We start from the raw sequence: 14,127 nt of genomic DNA on the forward strand, positions 1-14,127 counted from the left end.
AAAAAGAGCGCCAGGCGGCGCTCTTTTTGGCTTTACAAAAACACACTATTTCTTCTTACGCAAGTAGATATTCCCCATAGAGGTATTCAGGGAAATATTAACGCCCGGAGCGTTAATGATACCTCTGGTCGCACGATCGTCGGCAATGTAGAAGTCATTCCCACCGACATAAACATGGTCTGATGACAGGCTCTGCGCAAAGGATTGCGCCTGGCCGCGTATCGCCTGCGCATGAAGCTGGAGAGCGGCGGCGTCATTCTGAACACCGTCCAATTTGCCCTGAATGCCGACCGTTCCCGGTTTTGTCGCTCCGGCCGCCGCGGTTGCCGGTTTTCCATACCCCGTGACTTGAACCGTAGCAAGGGCGTTCTTTTTCGTCTGATCTGCCGGAAGGGGCTTGATGTCAAAATCTGTAAAGGCATTTCCGTTGAAACAGCTCAGGGCTACCGTGGCTTTGGTATCAGCAGGCAGCGTTACGTCGATGGCCTCATGGCCGGTCGACAACGAAATCGGCTTGTCCTGATTCACCGTTGAGAACTGCGCCGTGATTTTGCCCATCGTAGAATAGGCAACGACAGGCCCCGTGATGTCTTTCAGGTTGATAGACGAAGACATGGTCCGGACTTCGATTTCGCCCTGCATGTTGCTGATGGACAGCTCGTCCTGTTCAAACGCACGACCGACGGATTTCCAGTTCAGTCCCAGCGTTTTCGGCAGTTTGATGGAGTAGGAGAGACCTTCCTGACGAATGCTGGTCGAAATCGTCATGACGTCTCCTTCGGTCTGAACCGTCAGGTTGACGCCGGAATTATCCGTCCCGCCACCACCGACCGGACGAAGGCCCTCCGCTTCTTTGGGGACGGGTTGCATGCCTTTTCCTTCGATGACGATCTCCTCACCGTCATATCCCTGAATAGAGACTTCGGCATTCTGGATGTTCATGACGACCTTCTTGCCGGGGCCGGAAAATTTAACACGATACGTTTTGGGAACCTGCTTTTCCTGGGCAGACAAAAATCCCGGAACGGCAAGCAGGGCAAGCAAAAGGACAGCTCTCATGGCTTTTCAGATAGTTAACAGTTCAATACTTTGTTGGGCTTTCTGGCGGATAAAGGGGTCGGTAGACGGATCGTCGACGAGCGACTTCAGCCGGGGAATCGCATTTTTTTCCCGAAGGCTCACCAGCGATTCAATGACACTCAGCTGCTCCGGAATTTCAGACGCGACCTGTAGCCGGGTAAGCAGCGCTTCCCGCACGCCCTGGTTCCGGCCAAACTTCCGGAGGGTTTCGATCGTCGCCAGCCGGACGTTGATATTCTCGTCGTGCCGAAGTGTTTCCGCCAGCGTTTCCAGTAATTCCGGTTTCAGCTTGGGCAGGTGGCTGGCATATTGAAGCCCCTTGAGGCGTTCGGCTGCGGATTCCTTCCGGAGAAGGCCGAGTACGACCAGCTCCTGCGTCACCTTCAGCTCACGGCGGAGGCTGGCCAGCTCCTGACGTACATCGCCGGTGGCCGGGGCCGTTGTTTCAGGCAGCGAAGGTGTCGACGCGACTTCTTCGCGGGGAGCCGTAACCGGTGCCGGCTGGTTTGCGGGAGATTCCACCGCAATCGTGCGGACTTCCACTTTCGGACGGATTGTCAGCCGGCCCAGCCAGAAGCTGAGGCCCACAGCTGCCAGTACCGCCGCGTATCCGAACCAGGGCATCCGTTTTCGCGGTTCGGGAACGAAGGCGACCTCGCGTCCGCGCTCCTCTTCGAGCCGCTGATTTTGCTTTTCCCGATCCAGAAGGGCATAGAAGGACGTATCCATCGCCGCATCGGGTTCTGTTTCCCGGTCCTGAACAGCATGCCAGGTTTTGCGGAGCTCATCTGCCTCGCGCTCCAGCGGAGGGTCGGCAGCCAGCTTGCGTTCAAATGCCAGTCGCTCCGCTTCCGGTAGCCGTCCCAGCAGGTAATCAATCAGTTCATTTTCCATTAGGGTCGATCCAGTTGGAAATAAAGGTCTCTCAGTTTCTGCAGGCCGCGGAACGCCCGAACCTTGACATTGGCTACAGACAGGCCCAGCAGTTCGCCGATTTCTTCGTAGCTCATATTCTGAAACCGGCTGAGTACGAGTACGTCGCGGTATCCTTCCGGCAATTGCTGCAGTGCGAAATGAAGCTGCTCGTGCCGGTCGTCGGCCGGATCGTCCGTTTCAGGCAGATCCGGAATGATGTCTGTCTGCACGCGGATGGTTTTCAGGTGATCGTGAAAAACATTCCGCGCGATCTCATGCACCCACGTCCGGAACGACGCCCCCTCCCGGAAGGTATGCCGGTAGCGCAGCAGCCGCAGAAACACCTGTTGGGTGAGATCGCGTGCTGTTTCCCGGGAGTTTTGCCGGTAGAGAAAGAAGTTTAACAGGGCTTTTTTGTAACGTTCATACAGCACGGCAGCCTTGTCAAGGTCTCCTTCCTTTACCGCCAGCATGGCCTGTTCGTCGGTCATGAGGGCGTTTTTTAAGGTTGCGAGTAGGGTATTTCCAGGTTTTGACCTGATTTTGAAAGAGGATACCCACGTATCGGGTATAAGTTACAGCAGGGAGACGAAAAATTTTTCTTGCCTTCCTCCGTTAGTCGCAAAGCAGGAAAAAGGGCAATTTTGTACGCATGAAATACCTCCTCAGTTGTCTGGCCGGCGTCATTGCGCTGAATGTACTGGCCGGTTTTTTCTATTTCCGACTGGATTTGACCGAAGACAAGCGGTACAGCCTTTCCGAGGCTACCGAAAATCTGCTGGGCCAACTCGACGACGAGGTGTATGTCCGGGTGTATCTCGACGGGGAGCTCAACCCCGGATTCCGGCACCTGCAGGAATCTGTCCGCGAAACCCTGGAAGAGTTTAAAACCCGTTCCGGCGGGCATTTCGATTACCGTTTCATCGACCCGTCCGAAGGAGATACCAAACGGAAGGAAGCCCTCTACGAATCGCTGGCAGGCAAAGGCCTTATTCCGACGAATGTCGTGGAAGGCGGTGACGATAACCGCAGCCAGAAGCTGATCTGGCCCGGTGCGGTGATGACGTACGGGAAAAAGGAAGCAGCCATTCAGCTGTTGAAAGGCAATATCAGCAAGTCGGCGCTCGAAAACCTGAACCTGTCTGCCGAAAACGTGGAGTATACGCTGGCATCCGCGCTCCGGGAACTGACGCAGAAGGAGAAGAAAAAGATCGGATTGCTGACGACGCTCTCCAAAGGTCTCGACGCCGTCCGGATGTCAGACCTGATCGTAGCGCTGCAACGGAACTACGAGATTTTTCAGGTTAATCTTCAGACCTCCCCGAATCTGGATGGACTGGATGCGATCCTCGTCGTGAAGCCGGACCAGCCGCTGGCGGAAGACGATCAGATCAAAATCGATCAGTTTATCATACACGGCGGAAAAGGGTTGTTTTTCGTAGATGGGGCAACGACGGATTCTGTAGCCCGCGAAGGACTATTTGCGAAACCGACTGATCTGAAATTCAACGACTTGTTTTTCCGCTATGGCCTCCGGACGAATGCCGTCGTAGTGAAAGACCTGCTCTCCGCCCAGATTCCGCTGAATGTAGGGATGATGGGCGATCGACCCAATATTCAACTGATGCCGTGGCGGTTTTACCCGCTGCTGAATACCTTCGGAAAATCGCCCATTACCCGTAATCTCGACGCGGTATACGGACGGTATATCGGCTCGCTGGATACGGTTTCTTCGCCGGGTATCCGTAAAACGCCGCTCATTCTGACTTCTCCCTATACCCAGCTGCTCCACGCTCCGGCAGTGATTCCGTACAACGAAGCGAGCCAGAAACCCGACCCGGCCCGGTACCAGGGCGGGCAGAAAGTGGTGGCATACCTGCTGGAAGGCACGTTTACCTCCCTGTTCAAAAACCGCCTGCTTCCGGACGATCCGCGTGCGAAAGGCCTCGCAGTACAGGATAAGCCGTCTAAGATTGTCGTCGTAGCCGATGGAAATATGCCGCTCAATGAGTTCGACAGCCGCCGGCAGGTACCGCTGCCGCTGGGTTTTGACCGCTTCAGCCCCGACCGGCACGTTTACGCCAACAAGGATTTTATTCTGAATGTGGTGGATTACCTTCTGGACGACAACGGCGTGATCACGGCCCGCAACAAGGAGTTCCGCCTGCGCCCGCTCGACAAGGTAAAAATCAGCGAAAACAAGGCGTTCTGGCAGGTGTTGAACCTGGCCGGGCCGCTGGTACTGGTCGGATTGCTGGCTGCTGTGTGGTTTGGATGGAGACGGAAGCAGTACGCCGCCTGAGCGAAAGGGAATAATCGAAATCCGGTAATACCCATTGCGATTCACTTAGGGGAAATAGCAGATTCCTGGTCTTTTTAACTAGTATTGCAGTGTCAGCGACTCGGTTGTCCGCCAGGCTGGCACGCACTCCACCGCCAGGATATGAAGCTATTGTTTACCCGCCTTCTCGGGGTACTGTGTGCTGTTTGGTGTATTTCGATGACCAGTCAGGCGCAGATTCTTCCCGGTGTCACCCATCCCAAGCGTATACTCACACCCCGTGAGGGACTGCCGCAGTCGTTTGTTTCCGGTCTGGTACAGAGCCGGGACGGATTTGTCTGGATCGGTACCCGTAACGGTCTGGCGCGGTACGACGGTCGCCAGTTTCGCCTCTTTCAGCACCGGCTGCATGATTCTACAACACTGAGTTCCAATGTAATAGCTTCTCTGTTTCTGGATCAGCGCGACCGCGTCTGGATTCAGTATGAAAACGAGGCAATCGATGTCCTCGACCCACAGACAGAGCGCCTCGAACATATATCCCTCCGCCCCGTCTTCCGAAAAGCTCCCCGTACGTTTATCCGGCAGGGGTTGCTGGCGGACCGCGCCGGAAATACCTGGGGTATCGAGCGGGGAAACGGCGTCTGGCGGTACGACCTGCAACGCGGCGAGGTGCAGCATTTCGACCGGAAAACAATCGGCAGCGACACGGCAAAAGGCTTTCTGGAAGACCGCGCCGGCTGTATCTGGATACTGACCCTCCGCGGATTGTATTGCCTGGAACCCGGAAAGAATACGCCGAAACACGTCGTATTGCCTGTCACGCCGATGTTCGGAACCAGCCAGACGATGAGTGCGGATGCCGTGGGAATGTTTGAGCGGACAAACGGCGAAATACTGTTCAGCGGCTGTCATCACCTGTTTTTCTTTCATCCCAAAAAGAAAACCTTCCGCAGCCTCCCGCTTCCGAAGTTTACCAACAAGGCCGTTCGCTGGTACCAGGCCGGGCGGGACGGAAAAGAGTACTTTGAACTCGACGGAAGTGTCTACCAGTACGGAGACGCGCAGGGAATTGTTCATGTCGGCGAAACATCGCTCACGCATTTCCGGGAATCCTTTGCCTTCCTCGTGGATCAGTCCGGTCTGATCTGGCTGGGAACCAACGCGGCGGGTATTCATCAGATAGACCTGACGTCACCCTTTTTCCGCTCCTTCCCGAATAACCGCTCGTTTCATGCCGATTTGTTCCAAAAACGATTCGGGCTTTCGGTTTCGGCGCTGGCCGACTGGCCGGAGGATGACCCCGAGTTTCAGCTGACCAGCTACGTCTTCCGGACGGTTTACGACAGCCGGAAGCGGCTGTGGATGGGTATTCGTGACCGTATCGGGCGTTTTGACGAGAGGACGAACAAGCTGGCACTGTTGCCGCCGGTTCCGCATGTGCGGGAGCCGCACGATCATATGCCCGGCTTGCGTGGCCTTGCCGTTGACCCGGGAGGATCTCTCTGGGTGGTGGGAGACAATGGTTTTCTGGCTTCCTATGATTCGGCGCGCCGCCAGTGGGTACCTTTCGTAGACCCGGGGTTTATCCGGAAGGCCATTCATCCGCTGACGATACCGGCCGATATTGAAGTAGATGACCGACATATCTGGATTACCACTGAAGCGCATGGCTTGCTGTGTATTGACCGGAAGACGAAACAGCTTCGCCAGTTTACCCGGGAGCGGTTTCCGCAGCTATTGCCTACCAATCAGCTGATTGGTATTGAGAAAGACCCGACCGACCCGAACCTGTTCTGGATCGGCTCCTATGAAGGATTGGTCTGCTTCAACCGCCATACCTGCCGCAGCCGGATATTCACGCCCGAAAACGGTTTGCCGGATAATACGATTTACTCCATACTGGCCGATGACGCGGGATATTTCTGGCTGAGTACCAACAAGGGTATCTGCCAGTTTCACCCCCGGTCGTTTCAGATCCGCGTATTCCGGACGGTAGACGGCCTGCCCGGAGACGAATTCAACCGGTTTCACCACCTCCGGCTGCCGGATGGTACGCTGGCTTTTGGCGGGACCGAAGGATGGGTTCACTTTAACCCCGTCCGCCTCCATACCGACGGATTTTCCCCGAGGGTGATGCTGACGGATGTCCGGGTGAATAACGTTTCCATCGACCGGCAGTTAAATGCCACCATTCTGAACAGCGGAAAAGACTGGGAGCTACCCTTCGATCAGAACTCCCTGACCTTTGAATTTGCAGGCCTTCAGTTCAATCAGCCACAGAAACTGCAGTACCGCTACCAGCTCGAAGGGTATGACGACGCCTGGGTATACGCCGGAAATACGCCGTCGGCCCACTACACGAAGCTGCCGCCGGGCCGGTATGTGTTTCTCGTCAACGCCACCAATACCACGGGCCGGTGGAGCCCGCATGTCAAACGGCTGTCTATTGTCGTCCGGCCGCCTTTCTGGCGCACGTGGTGGGCATACCTGGGGTATGCCTGTGTGGCCGGCGGTCTGCTGTGGTTGTATATCCGGTACCGTATCAACGAGGAGCGCCTCCAGCAGGCAGTGTCCCTTCGTGAAAAGGAAGCCGAACAACTACGCCGGATGGATGAAATGAAAGGCCATTTCTTTTCCAACATCGCGCACGAATTCCGGACGCCGCTTGCCCTCATCCTCGCCCCGGCGGAGCTGCTCCGGCAAGAGCTGACCGATCCGAGGCAAACCGGTTGGGTATCGGCGATTGAGCGGAATGCGGCGCAGCTACTGGGGCTGATCGGGCAGCTCATGGACCTGGCAAAGCTGGAGTCGGGAATGATGATGACGGAAGAAGTCCGCGGCAGCCTTTCCGGGATTGTCAGCGGCGTAGTGGCGTCGTTTGAAGCAAAAAGCGCCCTGCGTCAGGTAAAGCTGCATCTCCGCGACACATTGGGCGACCGCGCGTTCTGGTTTGATCCCGACAAATGGGAGCGTATTGTCTATAACCTGGTCTCGAATGCGGTGAAGTATTGCGGCGAAGCGGGAGAAGTAACCGTTACCCTGACGGACGATCCGGCGCCGGAAGGTACCGGCAACCGGCCGGGTGTCTGGCTGATTGTCGAAGACACAGGAGCGGGTATTGCCAAAGAACAACTTCCGTTGATTTTCGAACGATACTACCGGGCGCCGTCGCGCCAGCCCGGAACAGGTATCGGTCTGGCGCTCGTCCGGGAACTGGTAGAGGTACAGGAAGGGCGAATTGAAGTCTGGAGCGAACCCGGAACCGGAACCCGTTTTTCCGTCTGGATACCCTGCCGGCCCGTCGACGATGCAACGACGGAAGCTGCCGGGCAGGAAGGAGAGCATCATATCCTGCTCGTAGAAGATAACCCGGATCTGATGGCTTTTCTCGCAGGGGCGCTGGGCGACCAATACCGCATCAGCCGGGCCATCGACGGAGCGCCCGCGCTGGCCCTGGCGCGCGTCGATCCGCCGGATATCATTATCTCAGACGTCATGATGCCGGGTATGGACGGGCTTGAACTGCTCAGGGCGCTAAAGGCGAACCTGGAAACCAGCCATATTCCGGTACTCCTCCTGACGGCGAAATCGGACCGCGAAAGCCGCCTCGAAGGGTTACTGACAGGAGCAGATGATTACCTCACCAAGCCGTTTGTCGTCGAAGAACTGCGCCTGCGGGTCCGGAACCTGATGGACCGGCAGGAGCGGTTCCGGAGTAAGTTTCAGGAGCGGAGCCATGCACCGCTTCCGGAGGAATCTGCGGAAGAGGACCCGTTTCTTACCCGGGTCTATGCCTTGCTGGAAGAGCAGCTCGACGATTCGTCGGTAGGAGTGGAGTCGCTGGCGGGGCAATTGGGCATTAGCCGTGTGCACCTTCACCGGAAAATAAAGGCGCTTACGGGTATGACAACGACGGACGTTATCCGGAGTTACCGGCTGAAACGGGCGGCGGAATTTCTTCGTCAGGGGCTGAACAGTTCGCAAACGGCCTACCGTGTCGGCTTCGAAACCCCCGCCTATTTCGCGCGGTGTTTCCGCGAGCGGTTCGGCATGACACCGCTGGAGTTTCAGAAGCGGGAGAAATAGATGGACTTGGTATAGACAGGTTACCTTATGAACAGGAATGGTAACATCTGTGACATTGTTCGGGCCTTCAGCCTGTTACGTTTGTATCAGTCAATCGGCGGCCGGCAGCGGCCGGCGATCGCGGAACCCGCCCTTAAACAGAGTCGTCATGTTACGTTTTTCCGCTTCGTCGGTTTGTCCGCGCTGCCAGGCGACGGAAACAGAACGCCGGCCTCGCCCCTTTTTCGTCAGGTACCCGTTGTTTTTTGTGAACGTCCGCTATTACCTATGCCTTCGTTGCCGGACAACGTTTGTTACCTGGCCACGCAAACGCTGAACACCACACCTTTATTTATATCACCTGTACAATGGTCTTTTCCCAACGGGTGTCGTCACAGGGTTGCTGAGAGGATCCCCGAGCGGCGAACGGACCGGATTTCCGAGATAAGTAGTCATAAAAATGCCGGCTTTTATGGGCCGGCAATTTTTTTGCTGTTTCCCGGAAAGTACCCGGACAACCGACTCTTTCAATTAAATGAGACCGGCATAGAGCGCATAGTTTTCATCGTCAAAGCAAACGAACACCACGCGGGCTATTTCACGGTTTTCCGCCAGGAAGCCACGTACCGTTCGAACAGCAATTTCCGCCGCCTTTTCTTTGGGAAACCTGTATATGCCGGTACTGATATTGGGAAATGCGATAGTACGTACCGAATGGTCTGCGGCCAGGAGAAGGCTATTGAGATAAGCAGAGGATAGTAAATGCTCCTCGTTGCTATGGCCATTAGTCCAAACGGGACCGACAGCATGGATAACGAATTTTGCGGGAAGCTTTCCGGCAGTAGTGATAACGGCTTCGCCGACTTTGCAGCCACCCTGTCTGTTTCTGATTTTTCGACACTCCTCCAGTATCGCAGATCCGCCGGCTCTGTGAATCGCACCATCTACGCCACCCCCGCCAAGCAGAGAGGTGTTTGCAGCGTTGACAATAGCATCGACAGCTATTTTCGTAATATCGCCTTTCAGTACCTCAATCATAATGAACCTCCATTACAAGATATGAGGCTGTAAGATACCTTTTAATAACAGAGTGCCCCGAATGCCTGGCATTCAGGGCACTCTGTCTATTTTTTTCGAACGACTACTAAATCAAACTATTCCCCGTCATAATCTCCGGCTTCTGAATGCCCATCAGCTCCAGAATCGTCGGAGCGATGTCGCCGAGCTTGCCGTCTTTGACAGACTTGTGCTCGTCGTCGAGCAGGATGCACGGAACGAGGTTCAGGCTGTGCTGGGTATTGGGGCTGCCGTCGTCGTTGATCATGTAATCGGCATTGCCGTGGTCGGCGAGTACGATGACCGAGTAGCCGCTGTTGCGTGCCGCCGTAACGACTGCGTTCAGAGACTCATCTACCGATTCACAAGCCTTCACGACGGCTTCGAATACGCCGGTATGGCCCACCATATCGGGGTTGGCGAAGTTGAGGCAGACAAAATCGGCTTCTCCTTTTTCCAGTTCCGGTACGAGGTGATCGCGTACGTCATACACCGACATTTCGGGCTTAAGATCGTACGTGGCGACTTTCGGAGAAGAGCAGAGAATACGGGTTTCTCCTTCAAACGGCTCATTCCGTCCGCCCGAAAAGAAGAACGTAACGTGCGGATATTTTTCGGTTTCGGCGATCCGGATCTGCTTCTTCCCGGCTTTGGAGATCACTTCTCCAAGGGTAGACGGCAGGTTGGAATCGTCGAAAATGACTTCGACATTGTGGAACGACTTGTTGTAGTTGGTCATCGTCAGGTACTTGATGGCCAGCTTGTGCATGCCGTATTCGGGGAAATCTTCCTGCGTGAGGGCTTTTGTGATTTCCTGGGGGCGGTCGGTCCGGTAGTTGAAGCACAGAACCACATCGCCGTCCTGAATGGTGGCTACGGGCTTGTCGTTTTCGGTCAGAACGATCGGCTTGATAAACTCGTCCGTCACGTTTTCCGCGTAGGAAGCCTTGATGGCGTCGAGCAGGCCCGCGGCCGGCGTTGCATGGCCGATACCGTTGACCATGACCTCATAGGCCAGTTTGATGCGCTCCCAGCGGTTGTCCCGGTCCATGGCGTAGTAACGGCCCGTAACCGAGGCGATCTTTCCGACGGATGTCGTCAGAAACTGCTCCAGATCGGTCAGAAAACCCAGGCCGGATTTCGGGTCGGTGTCGCGGCCGTCGGTAAAGGCATGGATGAAGACATCCTTCAGACCGTTGTCTTTCGCAACATTGCAAAGCGCCTTGAGGTGGTTGATGTGGGCGTGTACCCCGCCATCCGAAACCAGCCCGAGGAAGTGAACCGGCTTGTTGTTTTCCTTCGCAAACCGAAGGGCGTCGGCCAGTACCGGCTCGTGGCGCAGCGTATCCTTTTCGATGGCGTCGTTGAGCCGCACGAGGCTTTGCTTGACCGTCCGTCCGGCGCCGAGGTTCATGTGCCCGACTTCGGAGTTCCCGAACTGACCTTCAGGAAGCCCGACTTCGGGACCGAACGTCACGAGCGTAGAATGGGGGTACTGGGCAAAGAGCGAATCGTAAAACGGCGTGTGAGCCGCGAGGATGGCAGAGCGGTCTTCTTCACCTTTTTTGGCGATGCCCCAGCCGTCGAGAATGACTAGCAGAACTTTTTTGCTCACGGTAGGAAGAGAATCAGAAATGGATGATTTGACAAAGGTACCCGTCCCGGAGGGAAAAACCGGGTTTTCGCCCTGAAAATGAATCAGACGCGCTGCGATCCGATCCAGTCAAGAAAGGCTTCGTTGCATCGCCGGACCATCTGATAGACGTCCTCGAAGGCCGAGTCGTCTTCGTAGTACGGATCGGGGACGGCGGGGACAGAACCGTCGGTTACTTCCGGATCAAATTTTCCCAGAAGAAACACCTGTCCATTCGAAATATCGCGGGAAAATTTAGCCTGAATGGTGTCAAAATTGGCGTAATCCATCGCCACGATGTAGTTGAACTCCTCGAAATCGGCGCGGACAAGCTGACGGCAGCGGTGGGTCAGGATCAGGCCGTGGCTTTCGGCGTTGCGGCGGGTACGCCGGTCGGGAAGATCGCCGATGTGGTAATTGCTGGTACCGGCCGAATCACACGCGATGCGGTGCGACAGACCCCGTTTTTCAACCAGGTCCCGGAAGGTAGCTTCAGCGATGGGGGAGCGGCAGATATTGCCGAGGCAGACAAAAAGAACGCGGATCACAGGATGCGGGAGGTTGGAACCGTTTACTCAACCGGCTTTCCCTGCTCGTCGATAAGGACAAACACTTCCTCGTTCTCTTTCTTCATGAGGTACTTTTCCCGGGCAAAGGATTCGAGGGAAGAAGGAGAAGCAGAAATGGCCTTGCGCTCGTCGTGAACCCGCACGATTTCTTTTTCCATGAAGGCTTTCTGGTCCTTCAGTTCGCTGAGCTCATTGCCCATTTCCCACTGCTTGTACGGATTGTAGTCGCTGATGCAGACCATGCCGAACCAGACCAGAAAAGCAAGAAGCCGGAAGTTAGGGGGCCACAAACGAGACATAGGAGAGGGAGGTTACGGCCTTGAGAGAGTTGCTTTAAGTTTTAGGCTATAAGCTGTAGGCACTTCTGATGCCTACAGCTTATAGCCTAAAGCTTAATGCCCGAATTAAAACGCCTTCAGACCGGGGAAGTAAGCAGAATCGCCAAGTTCTTCCTCGATACGGATGAGCTGGTTGTATTTCGCCATCCGGTCAGAGCGGGAAGCCGATCCGGTCTTGATCTGACCCGTGTTGAGTGCAACAGCGAGGTCAGCGATCGTCGAATCTTCGGTTTCGCCTGAACGGTGTGACATGATGTTTTTGTAGCCGTTGCGTTTGCCGAGGTTCACGGTGTCGATCGTTTCGGTCAGGGAGCCGATCTGGTTCACCTTCACGAGAACGGCGTTGGCAACACCCTGCTCGATACCCATTTCAAGGCGCTTCACGTTGGTTACGAAAAGGTCGTCACCCACGAGTTGCGTCTTCGAACCGATTGCGTCGGTGAGGGCTTTCCAGCCTGCCCAGTCGTCTTCGGCCATACCATCTTCGATGGAGATGATGGGGTATTTGTTTACCCACTCCGTCCAGTAAGATACCAGTTCGGAAGAGGTCAGTTCTTCTTTCGTAGACTTCTTGAAGATGTACTTGCCGGTTTCGGTGTTGTAAAGCTCGGAAACAGCAGCGTCCATCGCGATGAATACGTCTTCGCCGGGGCGGTAGCCAGCCTTTTCGATGGCCTGGAGGACCGTTTCGAGGGCTTCTACGTTCGACTGGATATTCGGGGCAAAGCCGCCTTCGTCACCGACGTTGGTGGAGTAGCCCTTGCCTTTGAGTACGCTCTTGAGGGCGTGGAAAACTTCCGTTCCGATGCGGAGGGAGTGTGAGAACGTTTCTGCCTTGGCAGGAACGACCATAAACTCCTGGAAGTCGATAGCGTTGTCAGCGTGCGCACCGCCGTTGATGATGTTCATCATCGGAACGGGGAGGGTGTTGGCATTGACACCGCCGATGTAGCGGAAGAGGGGCAGGCCTGCTTCCTGGGCGGCAGCCTTGGCTACGGCCAGGGAAACGCCGAGGATGGCGTTGGCGCCGAGCTTACCCTTGTTCGGCGTACCGTCGAGCTCGATCATGAGCTTGTCGATCAGGTTCTGCTCGAAAACAGAAATGCCGAGGATTTCAGGGTAGATGATTTCGTTGACGTTCTCAACGGCTTTCAGAACACCTTTGCCCAGGTAAACCGACTTGTCGTCGTCGCGAAGCTCAACCGCTTCGTGAACACCGGTCGACGCGCCTGACGGAACAGCCGCACGGCCAAGGAATCCGTTTTCGGTACGGATGTCTACTTCAACAGTGGGGTTTCCACGGGAATCCAGAATCTGACGGGCGTGTACGTACTGAATCGTACTCATAGAGAAGATATGTTAGATGACACAGTTGAGACCTCGCGAAAACCGGAGAAACAATCTTGTCCGGAAAAACTCCGGAGCCGGATGTGTTGATCCTTGCGGAATTTCGACCGCAAATGTAACGGATTTTGAGAATGGTGACCTAGCGGAAATGCCGAAAAAGCACCAGGCTCAGCAAATAAAGAACGGGTCTACCTGCCTTCTTCCTGCGAAAGCTTCTGCCATTGCCGGAGATAACAAACGAGCATGTCGAGGCCTTTTTCAAAATGCTCGTTATTCGGAATAACAATGTCGGCGTTGGCTTTGTACGGTTTGATGTACTTCTGATACGTCGGCCGGACATGGTGCTCCCAACGGTAGAGAACGTCGTTGATATCGTATCCGCGCTCATCTGCATCCCGGCGGATCCGGCGGTTCAGCTTGATTTTGTTTTTCGCGGCGATGAATACCTTCAGGTCGAGCAGGTTCGCAATTTCCTCGAAATAAAATACGAAGATTCCTTCTACAACGATGATCGGCGTCGGGTAAAACAACAGCTCCCGCGGCACGATATCCGGGTTGTTGAAGGTGTACTCCTTCTTCCGGACGACCGTCCCTTCGCGCAGGTCATGGATATGCTGGGCGTAGAGCTTGAAATCGATCGATTCGGGTAAGTCGAAGTTGTGGACGCCGTGCTGGTCCAGCGGTACTTCGTGAAGCGGACGGTAATAATTATCCTGTGAGATGAGCGTGATCTGATCTTCCGGAAAAGCTGCCAGAAGACTATTCAGAAACAACGTTTTGCCCGACGCACTACCACCGGTAATGCCAACAATAAAAGGTTTGGGGGACTGCATCTATTCT

The 14,127-nt window shown here is 55.2% G+C and carries 11 protein-coding genes; 2 read left to right on the plus strand and 9 right to left on the minus strand.

Annotated features, from left to right (window positions below; genetic code table 11):
* Window positions 1-45: 45 nt before the first annotated feature.
* From BLR09_RS22260 to BLR09_RS22270, 3 genes are read right to left on the minus strand one after another with little or no spacing between them, the layout of a single operon-like run.
* On the minus strand, window positions 46-1,059 hold the full coding sequence (locus BLR09_RS22260) for a DUF4097 family beta strand repeat-containing protein (protein WP_093207985.1): 1,014 nt from the start codon (window positions 1,057-1,059) through the stop codon (window positions 46-48).
* A 6-nt stretch (window positions 1,060-1,065) separates the two neighbouring features.
* A complete protein-coding gene (locus BLR09_RS22265; protein ID WP_093207987.1) occupies window positions 1,066-1,974 on the minus strand; it encodes a HEAT repeat domain-containing protein in 909 nt (302 codons plus the stop codon).
* Window positions 1,974-2,486, minus strand: a complete 513-nt coding sequence (locus BLR09_RS22270) for an RNA polymerase sigma factor (RefSeq protein WP_093207989.1) — start codon at window positions 2,484-2,486, stop codon at window positions 1,974-1,976. Before BLR09_RS22270 ends, BLR09_RS22265 begins: the two co-directional genes overlap by 1 nt.
* Before the next feature lie 161 nt (window positions 2,487-2,647).
* On the opposite strand from BLR09_RS22270, the gene gldG reads away from it, so the two are divergent.
* Window positions 2,648-4,297, plus strand: coding sequence for a gliding motility-associated ABC transporter substrate-binding protein GldG (gene gldG / locus BLR09_RS22275; protein ID WP_093207990.1), 1,650 nt, complete (start codon window positions 2,648-2,650; stop codon window positions 4,295-4,297).
* A gap of 141 nt (window positions 4,298-4,438) precedes the next feature.
* A complete protein-coding gene (locus BLR09_RS22280) occupies window positions 4,439-8,365 on the plus strand; it encodes a hybrid sensor histidine kinase/response regulator transcription factor (RefSeq protein ID WP_093207992.1) in 3,927 nt (1,308 codons plus the stop codon).
* 510 nt (window positions 8,366-8,875) lie between these two features.
* Here BLR09_RS22280 and BLR09_RS22285 read toward each other — a convergent pair.
* From BLR09_RS22285 to udk, 6 genes are all read right to left on the minus strand, one after another.
* Window positions 8,876-9,382: an O-acetyl-ADP-ribose deacetylase gene (locus BLR09_RS22285; protein ID WP_093207993.1), complete on the minus strand. Its 507-nt coding sequence runs from the start codon at window positions 9,380-9,382 to the stop codon at window positions 8,876-8,878.
* 106 nt (window positions 9,383-9,488) lie between these two features.
* Window positions 9,489-11,015, minus strand: coding sequence for a 2,3-bisphosphoglycerate-independent phosphoglycerate mutase (gene gpmI / locus BLR09_RS22290; RefSeq protein ID WP_093207995.1), 1,527 nt, complete (start codon window positions 11,013-11,015; stop codon window positions 9,489-9,491).
* 83 nt (window positions 11,016-11,098) lie between these two features.
* Window positions 11,099-11,581 (minus strand): low molecular weight protein-tyrosine-phosphatase, encoded by a 483-nt coding sequence (locus tag BLR09_RS22295; protein WP_093207997.1) that lies wholly within the window; start codon window positions 11,579-11,581, stop codon window positions 11,099-11,101.
* A gap of 23 nt (window positions 11,582-11,604) precedes the next feature.
* Entirely contained in the window at window positions 11,605-11,901 is a 297-nt protein-coding gene (locus BLR09_RS22300) for an FtsB family cell division protein (protein ID WP_143011183.1), read from the minus strand.
* Window positions 11,902-12,006: 105 nt separating this feature from the next.
* On the minus strand, window positions 12,007-13,287 hold the full coding sequence (eno, locus tag BLR09_RS22305; protein WP_093208000.1) for a phosphopyruvate hydratase: 1,281 nt from the start codon (window positions 13,285-13,287) through the stop codon (window positions 12,007-12,009).
* 188 nt (window positions 13,288-13,475) lie between these two features.
* Window positions 13,476-14,120, minus strand: coding sequence for a uridine kinase (udk, locus tag BLR09_RS22310; RefSeq protein WP_093208002.1), 645 nt, complete (start codon window positions 14,118-14,120; stop codon window positions 13,476-13,478).
* Window positions 14,121-14,127: the final 7 nt, after the last annotated feature.

The organism is Siphonobacter aquaeclarae, from assembly GCF_900103285.1.
In the GTDB taxonomy this organism is placed as follows: Bacteria; Bacteroidota; Bacteroidia; order Cytophagales; family Spirosomataceae; genus Siphonobacter; species Siphonobacter aquaeclarae.